Annotated in this window: 19 protein-coding genes and 1 tRNA gene; 12 read left to right on the top strand and 8 right to left on the bottom strand. The window is 65.8% G+C overall.

Translation table 11 applies throughout. The annotated features are described in order from the left end of the window. The first annotated feature begins 6 nt into the window (after nucleotides 1–6). Together AM586_RS10350 and AM586_RS10345 are read left to right on the top strand one after the other, a co-directional pair. Entirely contained in the window at nucleotides 7–1,596 is a 1,590-nt protein-coding gene (locus AM586_RS10350; protein ID WP_047824771.1) for a DHA2 family efflux MFS transporter permease subunit, read from the top strand. Nucleotides 1,597–1,735: 139 nt separating this feature from the next. Then, nucleotides 1,736–3,235, top strand: a complete 1,500-nt coding sequence (locus AM586_RS10345) for an efflux transporter outer membrane subunit (RefSeq protein WP_373887931.1) — start codon at nucleotides 1,736–1,738, stop codon at nucleotides 3,233–3,235. On the opposite strand, the gene AM586_RS10340 is transcribed toward AM586_RS10345, so the two are convergent. Next, nucleotides 3,232–3,504 carry a hypothetical protein gene (locus AM586_RS10340; RefSeq protein WP_307164101.1) on the bottom strand — a complete coding sequence of 91 codons (273 nt, stop codon included), beginning with the start codon at nucleotides 3,502–3,504 and terminating at the stop codon, nucleotides 3,232–3,234. The genes AM586_RS10345 and AM586_RS10340 overlap by 4 nt on opposite strands. A gap of 70 nt (nucleotides 3,505–3,574) precedes the next feature. Between AM586_RS10340 and AM586_RS10335 the strand changes: the two genes are divergently transcribed. Continuing rightward, entirely contained in the window at nucleotides 3,575–4,621 is a 1,047-nt protein-coding gene (locus tag AM586_RS10335) for a hypothetical protein (protein ID WP_047824773.1), read from the top strand. Between the two features lie 17 nt (nucleotides 4,622–4,638). On the opposite strand, the gene AM586_RS10330 is transcribed toward AM586_RS10335, so the two are convergent. Further along, complete coding sequence (locus AM586_RS10330) at nucleotides 4,639–5,409, bottom strand: PEP-CTERM sorting domain-containing protein (protein WP_047824774.1); 771 nt, start codon at nucleotides 5,407–5,409, stop codon at nucleotides 4,639–4,641. A 454-nt stretch (nucleotides 5,410–5,863) separates the two neighbouring features. Here AM586_RS10330 and AM586_RS10325 point away from each other — a divergent pair, with 454 nt between their 5' ends. From AM586_RS10325 to AM586_RS10295, 7 genes are all read left to right on the top strand, one after another. Then, complete coding sequence (locus AM586_RS10325; RefSeq protein ID WP_082439743.1) at nucleotides 5,864–7,591, top strand: ABC transporter permease subunit; 1,728 nt, start codon at nucleotides 5,864–5,866, stop codon at nucleotides 7,589–7,591. Between the two features lie 27 nt (nucleotides 7,592–7,618). Further along, nucleotides 7,619–8,914: a nitrate/sulfonate/bicarbonate ABC transporter ATP-binding protein gene (locus tag AM586_RS10320; RefSeq protein ID WP_047824817.1), complete on the top strand. Its 1,296-nt coding sequence runs from the start codon at nucleotides 7,619–7,621 to the stop codon at nucleotides 8,912–8,914. Nucleotides 8,915–8,969: 55 nt separating this feature from the next. Further along, a complete protein-coding gene (locus AM586_RS10315) occupies nucleotides 8,970–10,706 on the top strand; it encodes a DNA mismatch repair protein MutT (RefSeq protein ID WP_047824775.1) in 1,737 nt (578 codons plus the stop codon). Nucleotides 10,707–10,901: 195 nt separating this feature from the next. Next, on the top strand, nucleotides 10,902–12,554 hold the full coding sequence (locus AM586_RS29175) for a methyl-accepting chemotaxis protein (protein ID WP_052233661.1): 1,653 nt from the start codon (nucleotides 10,902–10,904) through the stop codon (nucleotides 12,552–12,554). Nucleotides 12,555–12,674: 120 nt separating this feature from the next. After that, the gene (locus AM586_RS10305; protein ID WP_047824777.1) at nucleotides 12,675–13,367 is read left to right on the top strand and encodes a hypothetical protein; all 693 of its coding nucleotides are present in this window, start codon (nucleotides 12,675–12,677) and stop codon (nucleotides 13,365–13,367) included. 106 nt (nucleotides 13,368–13,473) lie between these two features. After that, on the top strand, nucleotides 13,474–14,580 hold the full coding sequence (locus tag AM586_RS29135; RefSeq protein ID WP_052233662.1) for a BON domain-containing protein: 1,107 nt from the start codon (nucleotides 13,474–13,476) through the stop codon (nucleotides 14,578–14,580). Nucleotides 14,581–14,718: 138 nt separating this feature from the next. Beyond that, nucleotides 14,719–15,552: an HDOD domain-containing protein gene (locus AM586_RS10295; protein ID WP_047824778.1), complete on the top strand. Its 834-nt coding sequence runs from the start codon at nucleotides 14,719–14,721 to the stop codon at nucleotides 15,550–15,552. On the opposite strand, the gene AM586_RS10290 is transcribed toward AM586_RS10295, so the two are convergent. The 5 genes from AM586_RS10290 to AM586_RS10270 form a co-directional block, all read right to left on the bottom strand. Beyond that, a complete protein-coding gene (locus AM586_RS10290; RefSeq protein WP_082439742.1) occupies nucleotides 15,518–16,702 on the bottom strand; it encodes an MFS transporter in 1,185 nt (394 codons plus the stop codon). The genes AM586_RS10295 and AM586_RS10290 overlap by 35 nt on opposite strands. 109 nt (nucleotides 16,703–16,811) lie before the next feature. Further along, entirely contained in the window at nucleotides 16,812–18,116 is a 1,305-nt protein-coding gene (locus AM586_RS10285; RefSeq protein ID WP_047824779.1) for a lipopolysaccharide biosynthesis protein, read from the bottom strand. A gap of 85 nt (nucleotides 18,117–18,201) precedes the next feature. Next, the gene (locus AM586_RS10280; RefSeq protein WP_047824780.1) at nucleotides 18,202–18,792 is read right to left on the bottom strand and encodes a YigZ family protein; all 591 of its coding nucleotides are present in this window, start codon (nucleotides 18,790–18,792) and stop codon (nucleotides 18,202–18,204) included. 73 nt (nucleotides 18,793–18,865) lie between these two features. Then, nucleotides 18,866–19,363, bottom strand: coding sequence for a hypothetical protein (locus AM586_RS10275; protein ID WP_047824781.1), 498 nt, complete (start codon nucleotides 19,361–19,363; stop codon nucleotides 18,866–18,868). A gap of 162 nt (nucleotides 19,364–19,525) precedes the next feature. Then, nucleotides 19,526–19,601, bottom strand: a tRNA-Lys gene (locus tag AM586_RS10270). Nucleotides 19,602–19,789: 188 nt separating this feature from the next. Here AM586_RS10270 and ilvD point away from each other — a divergent pair. Then, the gene (ilvD, locus tag AM586_RS10265; RefSeq protein WP_047824782.1) at nucleotides 19,790–21,649 is read left to right on the top strand and encodes a dihydroxy-acid dehydratase; all 1,860 of its coding nucleotides are present in this window, start codon (nucleotides 19,790–19,792) and stop codon (nucleotides 21,647–21,649) included. 120 nt (nucleotides 21,650–21,769) lie between these two features. Here ilvD and AM586_RS10260 read toward each other — a convergent pair whose 3' ends face one another. Then, nucleotides 21,770–22,405, bottom strand: a complete 636-nt coding sequence (locus AM586_RS10260) for an outer membrane beta-barrel protein (protein ID WP_047824783.1) — start codon at nucleotides 22,403–22,405, stop codon at nucleotides 21,770–21,772. Between the two features lie 189 nt (nucleotides 22,406–22,594). Between AM586_RS10260 and AM586_RS10255 the strand changes: the two genes are divergently transcribed. Beyond that, complete coding sequence (locus tag AM586_RS10255) at nucleotides 22,595–24,178, top strand: methyl-accepting chemotaxis protein (protein WP_047824784.1); 1,584 nt, start codon at nucleotides 22,595–22,597, stop codon at nucleotides 24,176–24,178. Nucleotides 24,179–24,362 lie beyond the last annotated feature (184 nt).

Below are 24,362 nucleotides of genomic sequence, written 5' to 3'. Positions count from 1 at the left end.
ACCGTCATGACGAGTTCCACCCAGATGATGGCGCCGCCGGCCAACGGTGCGCGCATCGACGCCCGCACCTGGATCGCGGTGTTCGCCGGCATGCTCGGCGCCTTCATGGCGGTGCTCGACATCCAGATCACCAACTCCTCGCTGCGGGACATCCTCGGCACGCTGTCGGCGACGCAGGAAGAAGGCTCGTGGATCTCGACCGCCTACCTGTGCGCCGAGATCGTCGTCATCCCGATGACCGCGCTGTTCGTGCGCGCCTTCGGCCAGCGCCGCTACCTGATGGGGACCACCGCCTTCTTCCTGCTGTTCTCGACCCTGTGCGGCACGGCCTGGAACCTGCAGAGCATGATCGTGTTCCGCATGCTGCAGGGCTTCACGGGCGGCGCGCTGATCCCGATGGCGATGACCCTCGTGATGACCCGCCTGCCGCCTGCCAAGCGCGCGGTCGGCATGGCGATGTTCGGCCTGACCGCGACCCTGGCCCCGGCCATGGGCCCGACCCTGGGCGGCTACCTGACGGAACTGTACGGCTGGCCTTCGATCTTCTACATCAACTGGGTGCCGGGCGTGCTGCTGATCGCCGGCATGTACTGGGGCATCGACAAGGAGCCGAAGAACCTGCAGGCCCTGCTGAAGGCCGACTGGCTGGGCATCGCCTTCATGGCGGTCGGCCTGGCCAGCCTGACCATCTTCCTGGAAGAGGGCAACTCGAAGGACTGGTTCGAGTCGAGCTTCATCGTCATCTTCGCCGCGATGGCGCTGATCGGCATCCTCGGCTGGGTCGTGATCGGCTTCTGGCGCAAGGAGCCGTTCGTGAACCTGCAGCTCTACGGCCAGCGTAACTTCCTGGTGGCGACCATGCTCTCGGCGGTGATCGGGATGGGCCTGTATGGATCGTCCTACCTGCTGCCGCTGTTCCTGGGCCAGATCGCCGGCTATTCGCCGATGCAGATCGGCGAAGTGATCGCCTGGATGGGCCTGCCGCAGCTGTTCGTGATGCCCTTCGTGGCGCGCCTGTCGCAGAAGATCGACAACCGCATCATGTGCATGTTCGGCCTGGCGCTGTTCGGCATTTCCTGCCTGATGAACGCCTACATGGATGCGTCGACCGGCTACGACCAGCTGATGGTGTCGCAGATCATCCGCGCGATCGGCCAGCCCTTCGTGATGCTGACCCTGTCGAACTTCGCGATGAACGGCGTGACGCCGAAGGACATGCCGTCGGCCTCGAGCCTGTTCAACATGACCCGCAACCTGGGCGGCTCGGTCGGCATCGCGCTGCTGGCGACGGCGCTGACCAACCGCGAGCACTTCCACTCCGCGCGCCTGGGCGAATCGGTGTCGCTGGCGTCCAGCGCCACGCAGCTGCGCCTGGACCAGCTGACCCAGGCCTTCATCGCCCGCGGCATCGATCCGGCGACCGCGGCCAACCAGGCGATCGGGGCGATCGACCGCATCGTGCGGCGCGAGTCTTTCGTGATGGCCTACAACGACGGCTTCTTCCTCGTCGGCGTCATCCTGCTGGGCGCGATCATTCCGCTGTGGTTCGCGGACAAGGTCAAGTCGCCGGGCGGGGCGAGCGGCGGGGGCCACTGAATAAGGTCACGCGGAATTTATTTGCACGTCGTCCCCGCGCAGGCGGGGATCCAAGTTCGTGGCGCACCGCTAGCGTTTGCACTATTCGCACAAACTTGGCCCCCCGCCTTCGCGGGGGCGACGGTTGAGGATAACTTTAATGAAAACGATTATGTTCAAGCCTGTCATCAAAACCGTCCTCGCCGCGGCCGTCGCCGCGGCCTTGAGCGCCTGCGGCACCGTCGGCCCCGACTTCAAGGCGCCGCAAAGCGCCGTGACCCCGGCCTACCGCCACGCGCCAGCCGGCCAGGCCGGCGCCCAGCCGGACCAGAGCGCGCGCCTGCCGGCCGACTGGTGGACCGTGTTCGGCGACCAGACCCTGTCGTCGCTCGAAAGCCGTGCGCTGCACGACAACCCCAACGTGCGCGCCGCCGCGCAGCGCCTGGTGCAGGCGCAGGCCCAGCTGGGCGTGGTGCGGGCCGGCCAGCTGCCGCAGGTGAACGTGCAGGCCGGCGTGTCGAACTCGCGCACCTCGGCCGAGAGCTCGCAGGGCCTGGCGCTCGGTCATCGTTCGATCGAGGGTAACAACTACCAGGCCGGGGTCGGCTTTTCGTGGGAGCTGGACCTGTGGGGCCGCGTGCGCCGCGTGGTCGAAGCGTCGGACGCCCAGGCCCTGGCGGCCCAGGACGACCGCGACGCGGTCCTGCTGATGCTGTCGAGCCAGGTGGCCACCGCCTACTGGCAGCTGCGCGGCCTGGACGCCGAGCTGGCGATCCTGCGCAATGCGCTGGCGACCCGCCGCGAATCCCAGCAGCTGATCGAGGCGCGTTTCAATGCCGGCCTGTCCAACGAACTGGACGTCTCGCGCACCCGCATCGAGCGCGCCAACGCCGAGGCCGACCTGCACGAAGCCCAGCGCCAGCGCAACACGCTGGAGCATGCGCTGGCCGTGCTGGTGGGCGCGTCGCCGAGCGAACCGCTGATCGCAGCGGGCCAGGGCGCGGCATCGCAGGACAAGGCTTTACCCGAGCCGCCGGGCATTCCGGTCGGCCTGCCGGCCAGCCTGCTGGGCCAGCGCCCGGACCTGGCGTCGAGCGTGGCCACGCTGAAGGCCTTCAACGCCCAGGTCGGCGTGGCCGAAGGCGCCTTCTATCCTTCGCTTTCCCTGACCGGCAATTACGGCTATGCCTCGGAAAGCCTGCGCAACCTGGCCCAGGGCAGCGCGCGCCAGTTTTCGATCGGCCCGCTGGCCTTGTCGCTGCCGGTGTTCGACGCCGGCCGCAACCGCGCCAACCTGAAACTGGCCCAGGCCCGCTACGACGAGGCGGTGGCGAATCACGAAGCGCGCCTGCTGACCGCATTGCGCGAAGTGGAAGATGCGCTGTCCGACGTGCAGGAGCGCCAGCAGCAGGGCGAGGTGCAGGCCCAGGCCCAGCAGGCGGCGAGCCGCGCGCTGCTGGTGGCGCAGGCCAGGTACGAGCGCGGCGTCTCGACCTACCTGGACGTCACCGACGCCCAGCGCAGCACGCTGGCGGCGGACCGCGCCGCGGCGCAGATCCGTACCCAGCGCCTGCTGGCGGCGGTGTCGGTGGCGCGGGCGCTGGGGGGAGGGTGGAAGCAGGGAGAGCCGGTGGCGACGATTGCCAGGGCTGGTAACTAGCGTTTCTTGGGCCCGCCCTTCTGGTGCTGGGCCCGCTGCTGCTTCTGCTGCGTTTCCACGCGGTTCTGCTTGGCCTTGTACAAGGCCACCGCGTCCTTCCTGGCCTGCTCCAGCGTGCGCAGTTCGGGCTTGTCGTCGTGGATGACGAAGTACTCGGCGTCCTGGGCCTGCATCACCAGCTTGATGGCGGCGTCGTCCTCCATGTCGTATATCTCGGTGAGCAGGGTGGTGACTTCGTCGAGGAAGGCTTCGTAGGTCAGGGTGTCCATGGTGTTCATTTCGGATTGCGGGGAAAGAGCTCATTATAATGGGCGCAACCCCACTTCGAAGGCCGCCACCATGTTCGCACGCTCCGTCCTGATCGCCGCACTGCTGACTTCCACCGCCGCCTGCGCCCAATCCTGGCAAGCCACGCCGAGCGGGACCAGCGCCGAACTGCGTGGCCTGTCCGTCGTCAGCGACAAGATCGCCTGGGCCAGCGGCGCCAGGGGCACGGTGCTGCGCACGGCCGACGGCGCGCACTGGCAGGCGATGCAGGTGCCCGGTGCCGACAGCATCGACTTCCGCGACATCCACGCAATCGATGCGGACACCGCCATCGCGATGGGCGCGGGCCCGGGCGCGGCCTCGCGCATCTACCGTACCGAAGACGGCGGCGCGAGCTGGAAGCTGATGCTCACCAACCAGGTGCCGGAAGGCTTCTGGGACGCGATGGCCTTCTGGGACAAGGAGCACGGCATCCTGTTCGGCGACCCGGTGGCGGGCCACTTCCAGGTCTACACCACGCATGACGGCGGCGCGAGCTGGCAGGAAGTCGCCGCCAAAGGCCTCGAAGCGATGCCCAACGAAGGCGCCTTCGCCGCCAGCGGCACCTGCCTGGCCGTGGCAGGGGCGAACGACGCCTGGATCGCCACCGGCGGCAGCGCGCGCTCGCGCGTGTTCCACTCGCTCGATGGCGGCAAGACCTGGCGCCCGGCTCCGACGCCGATCCCGGCCGGCGCGGCGGCGCGCGGCGTGTTCTCGGTCGCCTTCCTGAACCCGAAAGAGGGCTTTGCCGCCGGCGGCGACTACAAGGAAACGCAGATGGCCGGCATCAACGGCGCGCGCTCGGAAGACGGCGGCGCCACCTGGATCCCCGCGCCCGTGCAGCCGGCCGGCTACATGTCGGTGGTGACGCCGGTGCCGGGCGCCCCGCGCGCGCTGGTCGCGGCGGGCCTGGCCGGTTCCGGCTACTCGCTCGACGCCGGCCGGAGCTGGACCGTGCTCGACCGGACGCCGGTGAACACGGTCGGCTTTGCCGGGCCGGCCAGCGGCTGGGCGGTCGGTCCGAAAGGGCTGCTGATGAAGTACACCGGCCCGGTGCTGGATGGCGCAAAAGCGCGATAAGGACAGCGACGTCGCGATTACTTGCGGCGGCGGGCAGCGCCGATGCCGACAAGCCCCAGGCCAAGGATCGCGAGCGATGCCGGTTCCGGGAGATCCTGGGTAGCACTTGCAAGATGCATTTCGGTGATGGACCCGAAAAGACTGTATCCGGCGCCAAGGACGTTTCCGCCCACGGATGTGTCGGAATAGTTTTCAAGGCTGAAATCGGCGCCGGTCAGCTTGTTGAAGTTGCCGGCTTCCGCCAGATCCTGGAAATTGGTGAACAGGCCTTCGTTGCCGGCAAGATAAAGGTAGGCATCGGTATAACGCTGGGTGTAATCCCAGCCGCCGTTCGTTTCCGCATAGTTCTCGTTCGTAAGCCTGTACGAGGCCTCTTGCGTGTGAGCAGAATAGTCGACATTCCTTACGATCGACGAACTGGTCTTGGCACCGCCAAGGTCAGGCTGGATCGTGATCGTTCCAAACGCGCCGGTGACCGTGAACCGGCTGATGACAGGATTCGATGTCCCGTATTGGTAGCTGCAAACGCCATCCACCCATCCATCGCATCCGCCAATGTCTTTCAAGGAGGCGCCGCCCGTAGCGCTATTGTTGTAGATCTGGGCAGGCCGGCCGGCCAGATCGTATGTCACCGATCCTGCGAAAGCCGCATCCTTGTAAATAATTTGCTTGGTGTCGGCATCGGTATAATTCAATGTTCCGGAAAACGCGAGCGTGACCGGAGCTGCCATGGCGTGATTGCCCACCAGTGCGATTGTCGCAGCGATTATTTTCCAGGTATTTTTCATTATGTTCCTTTTGTGCAAATGTAACTGATATCAGCAATAATCATGCCAAAAGGAAAACATTTAGTAATATCAACACTTTGTGACTGGGTTTTACAAGTTACGGTTTGTTAATGTAAAGTTTTTCGACACTTGCCGAGTACAAGTCGCCGCCGAGGTTGACGCCCTGATCAGCAGGCAATTACACTCGCTCTGTTTTCATTTTTTGGGTCCATTCATGGGCACTTGTTCGAGCGGTAGTTGTCGCCAGATCACTTCTGGTGCGTCCTCGGCAAGATAACGCAGGCTTCCCGTCTCCTGCCGTCATCTGCCAGGATGATGGTATCTTTTCTGTTCCGGTCGCACCGGAGCATTCACATTCCAGCAACAAGCGCATTCGCGCGTGTGGCCGGGCTGCCCCGCAGTCCGGCGCCGGCGCATCGTAACGACGGTTTTACCTTGTCTGCAAGGAAAGTGGATGTTTGAATTCTTCAATGGCCGCAAGCCGGTCGCCGACCGCGGCGGGCGCGGATTCAACCGCTGGGACTGGCTGCTGCTGCCGCTGGTGCTGGCGGTCATCGCCGCCGCCGCGTATGGCGCGATGCAGATGGCGCGCCCCTTCGTGCTGGGCCAGCCGACCCCGATCTCGCTGGAGGCCGCCGCGCTCCCGTATTACCTGCTGCGCACCATCCTGCGCATGTTCGTCGCGCTCGGCTGCTCGCTGCTGTTCAGCTTCGTGTTCGCGGCCGTCGCCGCCAAGTACCGCGCCGCCGAGAAGGTGCTGATCCCGCTGCTCGACATCCTGCAGTCGGTGCCGATCCTGGGCTTCCAGGCGATCGCGATCGCGCCCTTCATCGCGCTGTTCCCGGGCAGCCTGCTGGGCGTGGAATGCGCCGCCATCTTCGCGATCTTCACCTCGCAGGCCTGGAACATGGCGTTCAGCCTGTACCAGTCGATGCGCACGGTGCCCGACGAACTGAGCGAGGCGGCGCGCGTGTTCTCCCTGTCCGGCTGGCAGCGCTTCTGGCGCCTGGAGCTTCCCTACGCGACGCCGGCGCTGCTGTGGAACATGATGATGTCGATGTCGGGCGGCTGGTTCTTCCTGGTCGCCGCGGAAGCGATCTCGGTGGCCGGCCAGGACATCAAGCTGCCCGGCATCGGCGCCTTCATCGCCGTCGCCATCGAACGCGAGGACGGGCGCGCCGTGGCCTGGGCGATCCTGGCGATGTTGGCCGGCATCGTCATGTACGACCAGCTGTTCTTCCGGCCCTTGCTGGCCTGGGCGGACAAGTTCCGCTTCGAGGAGTCGCAGGGCGAGACCGCGCAGCGCTCCTGGCTGCTGGACTGGGGCCGGCGCAGCCGCTGGGTCAGCCGGCTGGCCGACCGCTTCTGGGCATTGATGCGCATCACGCTGGGCTGGTTCGGCACGGCGGACGCGGCGCCGTCGGCGCGGCCGGCGGGGCGCTGGACGCAGGTCCTGCCGCGCCTGTGGGACATCGGCTTGCCGGTGCTGGTGCTGGCCGCCACGCTGAAGCTGGCCTTGTACGTGCACAGCGAAGTCGGCCTGCGCGAAGCCGGCCATGTCGTCCTGCTGGGCCTGGCGACCCTGCTGCGGGTGATGCTGCTGATCGCGCTGGCCTCCCTGCTCTGGGTGCCGGTGGCGGTATGGATCGGGCTGCGCCCGCGCTACTCCCAGCGGGTGCAGGCGGTGGCGCAATTCCTGGCGGCCTTCCCGGTCAACCTGCTGTTCCCGCTGGTCGTGTTCCTGATGGTGCGCTTCCACCTGAACCCGGACATCTGGCTCAGCCCCCTGATGGTGTTCGGCACCCAGTGGTACATCCTGTTCAACGTGGTGGCGGGCGCATCGACCATCCCGAACGAGCTGCGGCTGGCCGCCGACAACCTCGGCCTGAAGGGCTGGCTGAAGTGGAAGCGGGTGTACCTGCCGGCGGTGTTCCCGGCCTACCTGACCGGGGCGATCACGGCCAGCGGCGGTTCGTGGAACGCCAGCATCGTGGCCGAATACGTCACCTGGGGCAAGACCACCCTGGCGGCGCAGGGCCTGGGCAGCTACATCAAGCAGATGACCGATGCCGGCGACTTCCACCGGATCGCGCTCGGCATCGGCATCATGTGCATCTTCGTGATGCTGCTGAACCGGTTTTTCTGGCGCAAGCTTTATCTACTGGCAGACAATCGAGCTTAAATGCGCGCGCCTGACGAAGGAAACAAGATGACACAAGATACCCTGATCCAACTGGCCTCCGTGGGCAAATCCTTCACCAGCGCCGACGGTGCGCCGCGCCGCATCCTCGACGGCGTCGACTTCACGCTGCGCAAGGGCGAGATCGTCGCGCTGCTCGGCAAGTCCGGCTCCGGCAAGTCGACCCTGCTGCGCATCATGGCCGGCCTGGTGCCGGCGGACGGCGGCAGCGCCAGCTACCGTGGACGCCCGATCGCCGGCCCGGCGCCGGGCGTGGCGATGGTGTTCCAGTCCTTCGCCCTGTTTCCCTGGCTGACGGTGCAGCAGAACGTCGAGCTCGGATTGGAGGCGCAGGGCGTCGCGCCGCTCGAACGCGAGCGCCGCGCCGACGCCGTGCTCGAACTGATCGGCCTGGCCGGCTTCGGCGGCGCCCTGCCGCGCGAGCTGTCGGGCGGCATGCGCCAGCGCGTCGGCATCGCCCGCGCGCTGGTGACCAATCCCGACGTCCTGCTGATGGACGAAGCGTTTTCCGCGCTCGACGTGCTGACCGGCGAAACCCTGCGCGACGACATCCTGCAACTGTGGGAGAGCAGCCAGATCCCGACCCGGGGCATCGTGGTCGTCTCGCACAATATCGAAGAGGCGGTGATGATGGCCGACCGGATCATCATCCTGTCCAGCGATCCCGGGCGCATCGTCAGCGAAGTCCGGGTCGACCAGGCGCGTCCGCGCGACGCCGACAGCCCGCGCGTGCGGGCCCTGATCGACGAGGTCTACGGGTTGATGACGATGCGCCGCGCGCCCGCGCCGCTGGTCGTCGGCGCGCCGGCGCGGCAGCCGGATTTCGCCTTGCCCGACACCGACGTCAGCCGCATCGAGGCGGTGCTGGAGCTGGTCGCCGAGCCGCCTTTCGACGGCCGCGCCGACCTGCCGCACCTCGCCGAAGAGGCCGAGCTGTCCGACGAAGAACTGTTCCCGACCTTCGAGGCGCTGGCGATGCTGGGCCTTGCCCATGTGGAAAGCGGCGACATCATGCTGACCCACCTGGGCCGGCGCTATGCCGGCGCGGAACAGGCCGAGCGCCAGGAGATCTTCGGCCGCCAGGTGCTGGAGAACGTGCCGCTGGTGGCGCGGATCCGCAGCGCGCTGGCGGAAAGCGCCGGCGGCACGCTGTCGGAAGAACCCTTCATCGAACTGCTGGAGGAGGGCATGAAGGAAAACCGCGCCCGCCGCACGCTGGGCATCGCGGTCGAATGGGGGCGCTACGGCGAGCTGTACGAATACGACTTCCACCTCAAGCGCCTGAAACTGCCGGACGCCGAGTAGCCCTGGCGCTGGATTACAATCGCCGACGACAACAATACGGAGACCAGGAGACACCATGAAGAAACTGCTCACCCCGCTCGCCGCCGCCCTGCTGGCCGCCGGCGCCATGTCGGCATCGGCCCTCGCCGCCGACGCCCCCGCGCCGGCCACCGTGGCCCAGCTGACCACGATGGAGAAACGCTTCGCGCCGGTCGACCTGACGGCCGACACCAGCAAGCTCTCGCAGGGCGACCGCGTCGCCATCGGAAAGCTGATCGAGGCCGCGAAGATCGTCGACACCCTGCAGCTGCGCCAGCGCTGGTCCGGCAACGAAGCGCTGTGGGCCGCGCTGCAGAAGGACACGACGCCGCTCGGCAAGGCGCGCCGCGACTACTTCTGGCTGAACAAGGGGCCGTGGTCGATCATCGACGGCAACCGCTCCTTCATGCCGGCCGACTATGCCGGGATCCAGGTCCCGCTTGAAAAACCGCTGGGCGCCAACTTCTATCCGGAAGGGGCGAGCAAGCAGGATCTCGAGACCTGGATGAATTCCCTGTCGCCGCAGGACAAGGAGCAGGCGCAGTGGTTCTTCACGGTGATCCGCAACACGAAGGACGGCAGCGGCGCCAAGCGCTACGCCATCGTGAAGTATTCGGACGAATACGCGACCGAGCTGCAGAAGCTGTCCAGGCTGCTGAAGGACGCGGCCAAGGCCACCGACAATGCCTCGCTCAAGAAATTCCTGGACCTGCGCGCCGACGCCTTCCTGTCGAACGACTACCTGGCCTCGGACTTCGCCTGGATGGACCTGGACTCGCCGGTCGACGTCACCATCGGGCCCTACGAAACCTATAACGACGAGCTGTTCGGCTACAAGGCCGCCTTCGAAGCCTATGTGAACGTGCGCGACGCGAAGGAGACCGAGAAGCTGAACTTCTTCGGCAAGCACATGCAGGAGCTGGAAAACAACCTGCCGATCGATCCGAAGTACCGCAATCCGAAGGTCGGCGCGATCGCGCCGATGGTGGTCGTGAACCAGGTCTACGGCGCCGGCGACGGCAACATGGGCGTGCAGACCGCCGCCTACAACCTGCCGAACGACGAGCGCATCATCAGCAAGCGCGGCTCCAAGCGCGTGATGCTGAAGAACGTGCAGGAAGCGAAGTTCGAGGCCACCCTGAAGCCGATCACCAGGCTGGTGCTGAGACCAGGCGACCAGAAGGACCTCGACTTCGATTCCTTCTTCACCCACATCCTGGCGCACGAGATCATGCACGGCCTGGGCCCGCACGCGACCACCCAGGGCGGCAAGCCCTCGACCCCGCGCCAGGACCTGAAGGACGCCTACTCGACCATCGAGGAAGCCAAGGCCGACGTGACCGGCCTGTGGGCGCTGCGCTACATGATGGACAAGGGCCAGCTGAAGTCCTCGCTGGGGCAGGGCGCCGGCGCCGAGCGCAAGCTGTACAACACCTTCCTGGCATCGAGCTTCCGCACCCTGCACTTCGGCCTGACCGATTCGCACGCGCGCGGCATGGCGATCCAGGTCAACTACCTGCTCGACAAGGGCGGCTTCGTCTCCCACGGCGACGGCAGCTTCTCGGTCGATTTCGACAAGATCAAGGATGCAGTGGCCGACCTCGACCGCGAGTTCCTGACCATCGAGGCGACTGGCGACTACGCGCGCGCCCAGGCGCTGATGAAGCAGTATGTCGTGATCCGCCCGGACGTCCAGAAGGCGCTCGACAGGATGAAGTCGGTGCCGAACGATATCCGGCCGGCGTTTACGACGGCGGCAAAATTGACGAAATAAGCGCCAATCCGGCATGATGTGCGGCTGTGAAGACACGTTTTGCGGTGTAAAACTGCGTAATCTGTCGAATTAGTTGCCGTTTGGTAAGGTGTTGCCAATAATTATGTGCTATAGTCAACTTAGTTGCCATAGCGAAACTTTATCGGCATCGGCGTCCGGATCGCTCCATCCGGCTTACCTTACAGCGTGCACATCATGACAAGCTCTAGTCTTACGATCGGCAAGCGCCTTGCCATCGGTTTCGGCGGCGTTCTGGCGCTCATGGCCATCCTGGCCGGCCTGGCGATCCATCGCGTCGGCCAGATCGACCACATCCTCACGCGCATCAACGACGTCAACAGCGTCAAGCAGCGCTATGCGATCAATTTCCGCGGCAGCGTGCATGACCGGTCCATCGCCGTGCGCGACGTGGTGCTGGCGGCCGATGCCGAGGCGCTGAAGCGGCAGGTCGAGCTGATCCGGAAACTGGATGCCCGTTACCAGGAATCGGCAGGTCCGCTGGATGCGCTGTTTACCGGACACCAGGACATCCTGCCGGAGGAAAGCCAGGCGCTGGCCGCGATCAAGGACATCGAGGGCCGTACCCAGCCGCTGATCGCCCGGCTCATCGCGCTGCGCGAGGCCGGCAGTGTGCCGGAAGCGGCCGCTTTGCTCGACAAGCAGGCCGCCCCGGCCTTCGTCGAATGGCTGGCCGACGTGAACCGCCTGATCGACCTCGAAGAGAAGCTGAACAACGACGCCGCGAAGGAAGCGAGGGCGCTGTCCGGCAGTTTCCTCGCCTGGATGCTGGCCCTGCTGGCGGTCGCGGTCTGCGCCGGCGCCGCCGCTGCCTGGGGAATCAGCCGCGGCCTGCTGCGCCAGCTGGGCGGCCAGCCGGATTATGCGGTGGCGATCGCCGGCGCCATCGCCGGCGGCGACCTGTCGGTGCCGATCGCGACCCGCGCCGGCGACCGCTCCAGCCTGCTGTTCGCGATGCAGGGCATGCGCGACAGCCTGGTGAACATCGTCAGCCAGGTGCGCGCCGGCACGCTCACGATCGCCAACGCCTCGACCGAGATCGCGGCCGGCAACCATGACCTGTCCGGGCGCAGCGAGCGCCAGGCCGGTACGCTGGAGGAAACCGCCTCGTCGATGGAAGAGCTGACCGGCACCGTGCGCCAGAATGCGGACAATGCGCGCCAGGCGAACGCCCTGGCCGAATCGGCCTCGAACGTGGCCCAGCGCGGCGGCGCGGTGGTGGGACAGGTGGTCCAGACCATGGCCGCCATCAATGCGTCCTCCAGGCAGATTGCCGAGATCATCGGGGTCATCGACGGCATCGCTTTCCAGACCAATATCCTGGCGCTGAACGCGGCCGTGGAAGCGGCCCGGGCAGGCGAGCAGGGCAGGGGCTTTGCGGTCGTCGCCAGCGAAGTGCGCAACCTGGCGCAGCGCTCGGCGGCCGCGGCGAAAGAGATCAAGGGCCTGATCGGCGACTCGGTGGCGAAGGTCGACGACGGCGCCAGGCTGGTCGACGAAGCCGGCAGCACGATGGAAGAGATCGTGACCTCGGTCAAGCGGGTGACCGACATCATGGCCGAGATCACCCTCGCCAGCCAGGAGCAGAGCGCCGGCATCGAGCAGGTCAACCATGCGATCGGCCAGATGGACGAGACCACCCGGCAGAACGCCACCCTGGTCGAACAGGCCGGCAACGCCGCGACCGCCCTGCAGGAAGAGGCCGAAAGCCTGGCCCGCCTGGTCAGCGTTTTCAGGATCGACGGCGCAGGCGCAGGCCGGCAGGCTGGCGTCACCCTGGCCCTGCACCACGGCCGGGTCCGCTTGGAACCCCAGGTCGAAACGTATTGATTTGTACTTTTGGTAATTTTACTGTTCTGTACAGTCAGTAAAAAATTTTCCGAAAAGGGCTTTCCCGAGGGATAGAATTGCCGATAGGCATGTTAACTATCTCGCCGGGGAATCCCTGTCATGTTCAAGTCTCTCCTCGTCGCCGCGGCCCTGTGCGCGGCATCCCAGGCTGCAAGCAGCACCGAGCTCACCGCGCTCGAAAAACGCTGGATTGCCGCCGCCTACCCGGTACTCGACTACGCCCGCGGCCTGCCGCTGCCGATCGACATCGTGGTCCAGCCGCAGGCCGGTCCCGACGACGTGCCGCTGGCGATGGGCTTCGACGGCGGCCGCTGCAAGCTGGTGGTCTCGCTGCGTGGCAATCCGGACTCCGAGAAGGTGCTGGCCGGCGTCCCCCTGGAGCGGCAGGGCGAGCTGATCGAGGCGATGGCGGCGCACGAGATCGCGCACTGCTGGCGCTATGCCCAGGGCGCCTGGCATGCGCTGCCGGCCGGCTTCGTCGAGGTGGGCGAGGAGAGCGCTGCCGATCCGTCCCTGCTGGCGGCATCGAAGGCGATGCGCGAGATGCGTCGCGAAGAGGGCTATGCCGACCTGGCGGCGCTGGCCTGGACCCGCCACAGCCACCCCGGCGACTACGCCCGCGTCCACGCCTGGCTCGACCAGGTGCGCGCCGTGCAGCCGGTCGCGCGCAGCGGCCACGATACCCGGGTGTGGGTCAAGCTGGCCGCCGATGCCGGCCGCTTCGGCGGCGACGACAGGCCGTTCGACGCCGCGGCCGCGCTGTGGAAAGAAGGTCTTTTAAATGACGATTGAGTTATTTATGGTTTATTCGACAACTGTGCGATGACGTACAGATGTCAGGTCCGGCGGGGCGTCTAATGGTCTGCATTACACAACAACCTAGACAAGGGACCACCACATGAAAACGCTGATTGCGACCCTGTTCGCGACGGCCGCAGGCGCCGCCTTCGCCGCCCCCACGTTTGCACTGAACCACGATCCGGCCAGCTACCGTGCGGTCACCCAGAAAGCTGCCGCCGAGTACAAGGCGGCCGCCGCGAAATGCGGCAGCATGAGCGGCAACGACAAGGATGTGTGCATGGCCGAGGCCCGCCTGATGCGCACCCGCACCGAAGCCAATGCCCTGTCCCGGTACAACAACACGCCGGCCAGCCGCGAAAAGGCGCGCGCCAACCTGGCCGACGCCGAGTACGACCTGGCCAAGACCAAGTGCGACGCGAAGAGCGGCGCCGACAAGGACGACTGCATGAACAACGCCAGGTCGGTGCACACGGCGGCCCTGGCGGACGCCAAGTCGGCCGCCACCGCGACCGGCGCGAGCGCGGCCGGCGCCACCGGCTCGGACGGCGGCCTGGTGGATCGCACCAGCACCCGCGACCCGGCCAAGTCCGCCGCGGTCGACAAGTGCGCCCAGCAGGGCGGCGACACCAGGACCGGCTGCCTGGTCCAGACCAAGCCATCGAGCGTGAAGGACAACGCGGGCGCGATCGCCAACCGCACCGAGAACGCCGCCGACCATGCCGGCGACAAGACCGCGGCCGCCGCCTCGACCGCCGCCGTCAAGACCAAGGATGCCGCCGCCACTGCGGTCGAGAAGACCAAGGAAGTTGCCCACGTCGCCGCCGAGAAGACCAAGGAGCTGGCGCATACGGTTGCCCAGAAGACCGAGAACGCGATGGACCGCACCGGCGACAAGACCCGCGATACGGCGTCCACCACGGCCCAAAAGACCGACAATGCGATGGACCATGCCGGCGACAAGACCCGCGATGCCGCCGCCACGACCAAGCTCGCCGCTTCCGACACCGCCATCACCACCAAGGTGAAGGCCGGCCTGGTCAAGGAGCCGAACCTGGAATCGCTGGGCATCCACGTCGAGACCGAGAAAGGCGTCGTGATGCTGAGCGGCTTCGTGAATTCGAAGGCCGAGGCCGACACGGCGGTCAAGGTTGCCAAGGGCGTCGATGGCGTGACCAGCGTGAAGAGCGCGATCAAGGTCAAGTAAGCGCTCACAAGCAAGTGTTTGCCCATGCAGCACGGCCGGCTTTGTAGCTGGCCGTTTGTTTTGTTGTGATACCACAGGTTGCGAACGTCAGTGCTGAAATTGCCTGTAGGCTAAATTCTGCAGGGTATAATCGCCGGCGTGAATAGAATCGAAGCCTTCGGATACATTGCCGCCCAGGCGGCGCGCGGTGACCTATCCTTCCCCACCAGTGTGAATGCCGTGCTGCGCCTGCAGCAGGCCCTGAACGAACCCGATTGCCATCTCGAACAAGCGATCCGCCTGGTGCTGGGCGAGCCGCAGCTGGCGGCGCGCACGGTGGCGCTGGCCAACTCGTCCGCCTTCAATGCCGGCAACGCGCCGATCACGAATGTGCGTGCGGCCGTGACCCGGGTCGGCTACCGCAACCTGCAGATGCTGGTGGCCAGCCTGGCGGTGCGCCAGTTCGGCAGCCGCATCCAGGATCCCGAACTGCGCGCCAAGGCCGAGCAATTATGGGAGCACACGGTGCAGGTGGCCGCGCTGGCCCAGGTGTTCGCGCGCCGCGTCACCTTCGTCAATCCGGACACGGCCATGTTTGCCGGCATCGTGCACGAGATCGGCGCCTTCTATCTGCTGTCGCGCGCCGATGAATTCCCGGGCCTGCTCGACGAGGACGACGAGCGCTGGGGCGAGCTGTGCGAGGACGTGGTCACGCGCGAAGTGGGGCGCCGCCTGGGCCTGCCCGAGCCGGTGGCCGAGGCTGTCTTCGAACTGCGCGGCAGCTGGCTGCATATGCCGCCGAGCTCGCTGCTCGACACCTTGCTGCTGGCCAATCTGTACGCCAGGGTGCCGTCGCCGCTGGGCGCCGAGGCGCCGCTGCCGGACCACAGCGACAGCGCGCTCGACTACCTGGTCGACGAGGTCACCCTGCACGGCATCATCGGCGAAGCCGCCGAGCTCAGCGATTCAATGGGGCAGGCTGTCCTGGTTTGAATGCGCGGCGTCCATGCGCGTGCATGGCGCATGCGAGGACCAGGCCGGCGCCGGCCAGGCCGGCCGCCACCCACTGCGGCGAGTCGTAGGAGTAACCCAGGATCAGCGGAATCCCGCCGAGGAAAGCCCCGGTGGCATTGCCGATATTGAAGCCGGACTGGCCCAGCGAGGAGCCCAGCATCTCGGCTTCGCGCGAGTGCTCGATCAGCAGCATCTGTATCGACGGACCCAGCGCCAGCGCATTCGCACCCACCAGGAAGGCCAGCATCACCATCGCGATCTGCGAGGACGCCAGCAGCGCGTTCAGGACCAGCAGCACGATCATCGTGGCCAGCAGGATCTGGATCGCGCGCAGCGGGTGCAGGCGGTCGGCCAGCTTGCCGCCGAACTGCACGCCGGCCGTCATGCCGACCCCGACCACGGTCATGATCAGCGGGATCATGTCGGCGTGGAAGTGCGTGACTTCGGTGAGCAGCGGCGCGATGTAGCTGAGCCAGGCGAACAGGCCGCCGGTGCCGATCGAGGTGATGCCCAGCGCCAGCCACAGCTTCGGGTTGCGGAAGATGCGCAGGTCCCTGGCCAGGCCGGCGCGTTCCCTGCCTTCGAAGTAAGGAATCACTTTTTGCGTCATGAAGGCGGTCGCCAGGCCGATCACGGCGACGATCAGGAACACGATGCGCCAGCTCATGTGGTGGCCCAGCCAGGTGCCGGCCGGCACGCCGACCACGTTGGCGATGGTCAGGCCGGAGAACATGCTGGCCAGCGCCGCCGCTTCCTTGCCCTTGTCCGCCAGGCGGGTGGCGACCACCGCGCCGACGCCGAAGAAGGCGCCGTGCGGCAGGCCCGCCAGGAAGCGGAACAGCATCAGGGTGTGGAAGTTCGGGGCAAAGGCCGACAGCGCATTGAAGGCGGCAAACATCAGCATGAACCAGACCAGCACGCCGCGCGGCGGACGGTGGCCGAGCATGCTGACCAGGGTCGGGGCGCCGACCACCACACCGACGGCGTAGGCCGAAATCAGGTAACCCGCTTGAGGGATGGAAATATCGAGGCCGGTGGCGATGTCGGGCAGGATGCCCATCATGACGAATTCCGTCATGCCAATGCCGAAACCGCCCAGGGCCAGTGGGGCCAGGCTCTTCTTGATCACGTAATAGTCGCTTTGCTGCGGAACGATGGGGAACCGGCAATTATGGCGGCACACGATTGCCGCGTCCGCTTTTGAGTGGTGATGTCCGGTATAGCCCTAAATGATAGCCTTACCGGCGATTTTCTGCCGGGCTCGCCTGAGGACGGCCGCGGAAGCGGCCGATGCGCGGGGATGCCCGGTTCTGCGCGCAGCGCCAGGACATGGCTAGGTAGACCAGGTAGAGCAGGGAGCGGCCGACCGCGTAGCAGGCGATGCTCTGGCGCAGCGACAGCGGCAGGGCGAACACGGCGATGGTCATCAGGAACAGCGCGACCTGCCAGCGCAACTCCGTCTTCTGCTTGCCGGCGATGAAGAAGACGTAGCTCAGGGGGCTGGCGATAAAGTTGAGGAAGTACAGCGGGGCGAGCATCTGCGCAAGCTCTCCCGCGGGCTCCCAGGCCGGGCCGAATACCCAGCTGAACAGTGCCGGCGAAAACAGCAGCAGGACCAGCGAGGGCAGCACGGCCAGCAGCAGCAGGGCCCGGAAGGTGGCGAGGTAGACGTCGCGACAGTTGCCGGCGGCGCGGAAGTCCTGCACCGCCTGGCGCTTGAACACTTCGAGGACCGAGGCCGAGATCAGGGCGATCGGGGCGCTCAGCACGCGCTGGGTCAGGGCGAACAGGCCGGCCGCCTGGACCCCGTGGTGCAGGCCGATCATAAAGAGCGGTAACTGTCCGACCAGGGTGTTGAGCAGGCTCGACGGTAAAGAGAAACGCCAGAAGGCCTGGTGCCTGAGAAGGTAATGGCGCTGGTCGACCTCGAGCGTCAGCCTGAAGGGCGCCGTCGGCGGCGCCAGCAGCCGCCGCGCCGTGCACAGCCCGACGCACAGCCCGATCAACTGGCCCGCCAGCAGCGCGCCGTCGGCGCCGGCGGACAGCAGCGCGAGCTGGGTCAGTGCAATCGTTCCCGCCTGCATTACCTTCGCTTTGGCCGCCTTGCCGAACAGATTGTGTGAAGTGGCATAGGCGAGAGTGGTCTGCATGATCGCGGTCAACCAGGTGCCGGCGCCGATGCTGAGCAGCTCCAGCCAGGACAGGGCGTGCAGGCCGGGCAGGCCGAGGGCGCGCGCGACAAGCGCGAACAGGGTCAGCGCCAGCGACAGCGTGGTCGCGGCATAAGCCACCACGCTGAAACACAGGCGCTGCTGCTGGATTTCCTGGTCGAGCACCATGACGGTGTCGATGCGCAAGGTGGCGACGATGGACGTCACCGCGACCACGCCCAGCCAGACGCTGAAGGCGCCCATCTCGGCCGGCGTACACAGGCGGGTGATCAGCGGCGCCGCGAGCAGCGGCAGGGCTTGCGCACCGATCGTTCCTACCAGGACGGTGACGACGTTCTTCCAGAAATCCGAGTGTGAAGAATTCGTGAACATGCGCCCATGCTACGTCGATGCCGGCGGCAGGCTTTTCGTCGAACCGGGAGAAGGAATGTAAAACGATGTAAAGCCATGTAAAGATTCAGGGCTCGCCGATCCAGGCGATGCGGCCGCTGCCCGCCTCGTTCAGCCTCGAAATAAAGGCATCTGCGCGGTCGTCGGGCAGCTGAAATGTGAACTGCACCTGCTCGCCATGCTCGACCTGTTCGAGCGCCGCGCCGGCCAGTTCCAGCTCGCGCCGCAGCAGGCCTTCGAGCGGATACGACACGGCGCAGCGGAGCAGGCGCTGGCGGATGATGGCGATCTTTTCTGCACTCAAAAGTGCCTGGGCAACGCTGTCGGTATAGGCGCGCACCAGCCCGCCCGCGCCCAGCTTCACGCCGCCGAAGTAGCGCACCACGGTGGCGAGCACGCCTTCGAGGTCCTGGTGGCGCAGCACGTCCAGCATCGGGCGTCCGGCGGTGCCGCTCGGTTCGCCGTCGTCGACCGCGGCCGACTGCCCGCCGGCCAGCAGGGCCCAGCACACGTGGGCGGCGCCGGGATGCCCGGCGCGCAGCCGCGCCACGACCTGCTGCGCGCCGGCACGGTCCGCCATCGGCTGCACGCAGGCGAGGAAGCGGCTTTTCTTGATGATCAGTTCGTGGTGGACGGGGGCGAGCAGGGTCTGGGGCATGGCAGTAACGGATGTGCAATCCGCGATTGTAGCCGCCAAAGTAAACGCCAGCGCGGACGCTGGCGTTTTCAGCTCAGGAAAGGCCTGCCAGGCGGCGGCGCGACAGCGTCAGGCCGACAAGCCCAAGACCCAGCAAGGTCAGCCCGCCAGGCTCGCGCACATCGGCGCCGGCAGGCGCCGCTTCGGAAAAGCTTGCCGTGCTCGGTTGCGTTTCCCAAGTGTCGTAGCCCTGGTCTACCGCATACGAAGTGTAGTTGGTCACGCCTATGCCGTTCGCCAGGGCGCCGAACAGATAGCCGTTACCGAGGAGCTCGCCGCCGATCTCGGGCACCGTATAGGCATGCCCGCCGATCGTCAGGTCGACGGCATCGTCGGAAGTGATGGGGGCGCCCAGCGAGGCTGCGGTAAAGGAAATCGAGCCCTTCACAGAGGTTTGCGGGGCCGTCATGCCGGCAAAGATGCCGGGTCCGAAGCCGGAGGCCGTGAAGTCCAGTGCATAAAGAGTTGCATTCGCGGCAGTCGAGCAGAGCAGGCATGCGGCGCCGGCCAGTGCGGCGAGCGACTTCTTCATGATCGTCCCTTTCTTTTCTCGCAATAAATTAATAATATAATATTATTTTGAAAAGACGGATGAAATTTAGAAAAAATTTACATCAGCACGAAAAAACAGGGTGCAGGCGCAAAAAACAAAAAAGCCAGCTCGAAAGCTGGCTGATCTGCTACTGCTTGTTCGTGGTAGGCCGTGCGTGGCTCGAACACGCGACCAACGGATTAAAAGTCCGCTGCTCTACCAACTGAGCTAACGACCCGACGGCGAGCATTATAGCGGCTCGACAGCATTCGGCCAAGAACTTTCGTGCAGGCAAGGTCTTGGCGCTCGGGTGAGCTCGGCTGTGATATGTAAAAAGAATTACACAGCAATAAATCGTGTATTGGACAAATCACAGGGTCTGCGGCACTCTGGTGCTTTATTCGCTGGCCGTTCCGAGGAGACATCATGCCGACCTACCGTTCCCGTACCACCACCCAGGGCCGCAACATGGCCGGCGCCCGTGCCCTGTGGCGCGCAACCGGCATGAAGGACGGCGACTTCGAGAAACCGATCGTCGCCGTGGTGAACTCCTTCACCCAGTTCGTGCCGGGCCACGTGCACCTGAAGGACCTGGGCCAGATGGTCGCGCGCGAGATCGAAGCGGCCGGCGGCGTCGCCAAGGAATTCAACACCATCGCCGTCGACGACGGCATCGCCATGGGTCACGGCGGCATGCTGTACTCGCTGCCCTCGCGCGACCTGATCGCCGACTCCGTCGAGTACATGGTCAACGCCCACTGCGCCGACGCCATGGTCTGCATCTCGAACTGCGACAAGATCACCCCGGGCATGCTGATGGCCGCGATGCGCCTGAACATCCCGGTGGTGTTCGTGTCGGGCGGCCCGATGGAAGCGGGCAAGGTCGTCAAGACCGTCAACAACGACAAGAAGATCATCAAGCTCGACCTGATCGACGCCATGATCAAGGCCGGCGACCCGACCCAGTCGGACGCCGACGTGCTGGAAGCCGAGCGCTCCGCCTGCCCGACCTGCGGTTCCTGCTCGGGCATGTTCACGGCGAACTCGATGAACTGCCTGGCCGAGGCGCTGGGCCTGGCGCTGCCGGGCAACGGCACCATCGTCGCCACCCACGCCGACCGCAAGGAACTGTTCCTGCGCGCCGGCCGCCTGATCGTCGACCTGGCCAAGCGCCACTACGAAGGTGACGATTACTCGGTCCTGCCGCGTTCGATCGCCAGCCGCACGGCCTTCGAAAACGCGATGGCGCTGGACGTCTCGATGGGCGGCTCGACCAATACCGTGCTGCACCTGCTGGCCGCGGCCCATGAAGCCGGCGTCGACTTCACGATGGCCGACATCGACCGCATCTCGCGCAAGGTGCCCTGCCTGTGCAAGGTGGCGCCGATGACCGACAAGTACCACATCGAAGACGTGCACCGCGCCGGCGGCATCGTCTCGATCCTCGGCGAACTGGCGCGCGCCGGCCTGCTCGATACTTCGGTGCCGACCGTGCACTCGCCGACCCTCGGCGACGCCATCGAAAAATACGACATCCGCCGCAGCGACGATCCGGAAGTCCACAAGCTGTTCCGCGCGGCGCCGGGCGGCGTGCCGACCCAGGTCGCGTTCTCGCAGGCCGAGCGTTTCGACACCAACGACATCGACCGCGAGAAGGGCTGTATCCGCGACCTCGCCCACGCCTATTCGCAGGACGGCGGCCTGGCGGTCCTGTACGGGAACATCGCGGAAAAGGGCTGCATCGTGAAGACGGCCGGCGTCGACGAAAGCATCCTGAAATTCTCGGGCAGGGCGCGCGTGTTCCACAGCCAGGATGCGGCGGTCGAGGCCATCCTCGGCGACCAGGTGGTGGCAGGGGACGTCGTCATCATCACCTATGAAGGACCGAAGGGCGGCCCGGGCATGCAGGAGATGCTGTACCCGACTTCCTACATCAAGTCGAAGGGCCTGGGCAAGGCCTGCGCGCTGTTCACGGACGGCCGCTTCTCGGGCGGCTCCTCGGGCCTGGTGATCGGCCACGCCTCGCCGGAAGCGGCCGAAGGCGGCGCGATCGGCCTGGTGGAAGAGGGCGACATGATCGACATCGACATCCCGGCCCGCACCATCGACCTGCGCGTGTCGACCGAAGAGCTGGCCCATCGCCGCGCGAAGATGGAAGCGCGCGGTGACGATGCGTGGAAGCCGAGCCGCGAGCGCGTCGTGTCGCAGGCGCTGCAGGCATATGCGGCGCTGACCACCTCGGCGGACCGCGGCGCGGTGCGCGACCTGTCGCAGCTGAAGCGCTGATCGGGCGCTTTCAATCAAAAAAAACCGCGTCCGGCCGCATGCCGGACGCAAGCCCGATGTGCTCGACATCGCGCCAGGATGGACGGGATCCCGCCCCTTGGATGCCCTGCCGCGCGAGGTTCAGAAGCCGAGGTTCATCCTGGCGTTGACGCCGCTGCCGTTGCTGTCCTTGCCCCACTTCTGGGCCGTATTGCCGAAGCTCCGGCTTTCGACGGTGACCGAGGCCTTCTCGTTCAACTTGTACTGCGCGCCGAGTCCGCTATAGACGCCCACGTCGACGTTCTGGTTCCTGCCCACGGCATCGGCGCCGCGGCGCTCGCTGTAGGCGACGCCCAGCGCGCCATAGGCCGAGAGCCGGTCGGTGAGCGGGGCCGTGGCCTTGACCGCGGCATAGCTGTGGAAACCCTTGGTCCCGAGGGCGCCGGTATTGTCCAGGGGATCGCGCGGATCGATCGCATGGAAACCCCGGTCCAGGCGTTCCCGGTAGCCGGCCTCGAGCGCCAGGTAGCGGTTCAGGTTGATGCCGGCGACCAGTCGCGGATCGGTCCGGTAGCCGTCGAACAGCGAGGTGAACGGGTGCGCGCCCTCGTTGGCCATGTAGGTGGGCTCGAAAGGGGCGGGGATCTTCGCAAAGGCCTGTGCTTCCGGCGAGGGCCTGGCCTGCAGCCGGGGCCGGGATTCCGGATCCAGCAGCTGCGCGTGGGCGGCGCCGGCACCCAGGAGGGCCGCAGCCAATGCGAAACGGGATGCCTTCATTGCGTTCTCCTTCCTGATGCCTGCATGGTCACTGTGCAAAGCATAGCAGCTCGCCATCGGCAAAATTGTCCTGATTTGGTAAAGGCATGCATATCCCGGCAAGGACCTCTTTCCGCAGAATGAAACCGAACTGAAAGCCTGGGGCCCCGATAATCCGCCAAGCAGTACACAACAATACCGGAGACATCGATGCGCTGGTTCCAGCACCTGAAGATCGCCAGCAAGTTGCTGGTCGCGTTTACCCTCGTGATTGCAATGACTTGTGGCATGGGCATATTTTCGATTGTCCAGCTGGTCAAGGTCAGCAATTCCTCCGCCGACATTGCCAAAAACTGGCTGCCGGCCATCCGCCACATCGGCGAGGTGCAGACCTCGCTGGCGCGCTTCAGGATTTCGGAAGCCACCCATATTCTGCAGGACGACGAAGCCGGGATGAAAGCCGCCGACAAGGCGCTCTCGACCCGCCGCGATACGATGCGCAGGCAGCAGGATGCCCTGGCTGCGCTGGTGTCGGACCCCGAGGAAAAGCGCATTCATGCAGAGCTCCAGCAGGACATCGATGCCTACATGGCGGAAAGCGGCAAGCTGACCGCGCTCTCGCATGCCGGCAACAAGGACGAAGCGCGGGCCTTGTTCAAGGGCGCGTCCAACAAAATATATCGCAAGATCAACGAGGAGTTCGAAGCGCTGGCCAAGTACAACGACGATGGCAGCAACGCATCCGAACTGGCGGCCGAGCAGATTTTCGGTATGTCGCGCAAGCTGATCGTCGGCGCACTGATGCTGCTGGTCGGGGTCGGTCTGCTGCTGGCGCTGTGGATGGCGCGCATGGTGGCCGGACCGCTGAAAGAGGCGGTCGGCGTGGCGCAGCGGGTCGCGGACGGCGACCTGACGGCCACGATCGAGGCGCCCAGCCGCGACGAAACCGGGATGCTCATGCGCTCGCTGCGCGACATGAACCACAGCCTGGCGCTCGTGGTAGGCCAGGTGCGCGGCTCGACCGAGGCGATCGCCACGGCATCGGCGCAAATCGCCAGCGGCAACCTGGATTTGTCGGCCCGCACCGAAGGCCAGGCCAGCTCGCTGGAGGAGACCGCCGCAGCCATGGAAGAGCTGACCGCCACCGTGCGGCAGAATGCAGAGAATGCGCGTCTTGCCGATCAGCTGGCGCAATCGGCATCCAGCGTGGCGGCCGACGGCGGCAAAGTCGTCGGCGAAGTGATCGCGACCATGGAGGCAATCAGTGCCGCTTCACGCAAGGTCGTCGACATCATCGGTGTCATCGACGGCATCGCGTTCCAGACCAATATCCTCGCGCTGAACGCGGCGGTGGAAGCCGCGCGCGCGGGCGAGCAGGGACGCGGATTCGCGGTCGTCGCATCGGAAGTGCGGACCCTGGCGCAGCGCAGCGCGACTGCGGCCAAGGAGATCAAGCAGTTGATCGGCGATTCGGTGCAGCAGATGAATTCCGGCACGGTACTGGTGCAGCAGGCCGGCACTACCATGGAACAGGTCGTTGCCAGCGTGCGCCGTGTGAGCGACGTGGTAGGCGAGATCTCGGCTTCCAGTCTCGAGCAACGTTCCGGTATCGAGGAAATCAACAAGGCCGTCGTGCAAATCGATGAGACCACCCAGCGCAACGCCGCCCTCGTTGAAGAAGCCGCCGCGGCGGCGGCCGCCTTGCAGGAACAGGCCGCGCAGCTGGCGGCCGTGGTGTCCCGCTTCCGCCTGGCCGAACAGCGGGGCTCCCTCATGGAATTTCACTCCCACTAGACAGCTCATCTGCAAAACCGGCTGAACCGCGCCAGCGCGAGAGCCGGAAAGCAAAAAGCCCACGCACCGAAATGCGTGGGCTTCCTGGTAATACTGGTAGGCCGTGCGGGGCTCGAACCTGCGACCAACGGATTAAAAGTCGCTGGGTCGGCACGGACAACCTTTATTAATCAGTGACTTGCAA

Source organism: Massilia sp. WG5 (assembly GCF_001412595.2).
In the GTDB taxonomy this organism is placed as follows: Bacteria; Pseudomonadota; Gammaproteobacteria; order Burkholderiales; family Burkholderiaceae_D; genus Telluria.
Note: the sequence above shows the minus strand (reverse complement) of the source record. Positions and strands in the feature narration are given on the sequence as shown.

Coding starts and splice junctions, on each gene's coding strand:
- AM586_RS10350 (WP_047824771.1), top strand. CDS start 7: ATGACGAGTTCCACCCAGATGATGGCGCCGCCGGCCAACGGTGCGCGC.
- AM586_RS10345 (WP_373887931.1), top strand. CDS start 1,736: ATGAAAACGATTATGTTCAAGCCTGTCATCAAAACCGTCCTCGCCGCG.
- AM586_RS10340 (WP_307164101.1), bottom strand. CDS start 3,504: ATGGACACCCTGACCTACGAAGCCTTCCTCGACGAAGTCACCACCCTG.
- AM586_RS10335 (WP_047824773.1), top strand. CDS start 3,575: ATGTTCGCACGCTCCGTCCTGATCGCCGCACTGCTGACTTCCACCGCC.
- AM586_RS10330 (WP_047824774.1), bottom strand. CDS start 5,409: ATGAAAAATACCTGGAAAATAATCGCTGCGACAATCGCACTGGTGGGC.
- AM586_RS10325 (WP_082439743.1), top strand. CDS start 5,864: ATGTTTGAATTCTTCAATGGCCGCAAGCCGGTCGCCGACCGCGGCGGG.
- AM586_RS10320 (WP_047824817.1), top strand. CDS start 7,619: ATGACACAAGATACCCTGATCCAACTGGCCTCCGTGGGCAAATCCTTC.
- AM586_RS10315 (WP_047824775.1), top strand. CDS start 8,970: ATGAAGAAACTGCTCACCCCGCTCGCCGCCGCCCTGCTGGCCGCCGGC.
- AM586_RS29175 (WP_052233661.1), top strand. CDS start 10,902: ATGACAAGCTCTAGTCTTACGATCGGCAAGCGCCTTGCCATCGGTTTC.
- AM586_RS10305 (WP_047824777.1), top strand. CDS start 12,675: ATGTTCAAGTCTCTCCTCGTCGCCGCGGCCCTGTGCGCGGCATCCCAG.
- AM586_RS29135 (WP_052233662.1), top strand. CDS start 13,474: ATGAAAACGCTGATTGCGACCCTGTTCGCGACGGCCGCAGGCGCCGCC.
- AM586_RS10285 (WP_047824779.1), bottom strand. CDS start 18,116: ATGTTCACGAATTCTTCACACTCGGATTTCTGGAAGAACGTCGTCACC.
- AM586_RS10280 (WP_047824780.1), bottom strand. CDS start 18,792: ATGCCCCAGACCCTGCTCGCCCCCGTCCACCACGAACTGATCATCAAG.
- AM586_RS10275 (WP_047824781.1), bottom strand. CDS start 19,363: ATGAAGAAGTCGCTCGCCGCACTGGCCGGCGCCGCATGCCTGCTCTGC.
- ilvD (WP_047824782.1), top strand. CDS start 19,790: ATGCCGACCTACCGTTCCCGTACCACCACCCAGGGCCGCAACATGGCC.
- AM586_RS10260 (WP_047824783.1), bottom strand. CDS start 22,405: ATGAAGGCATCCCGTTTCGCATTGGCTGCGGCCCTCCTGGGTGCCGGC.
- AM586_RS10255 (WP_047824784.1), top strand. CDS start 22,595: ATGCGCTGGTTCCAGCACCTGAAGATCGCCAGCAAGTTGCTGGTCGCG.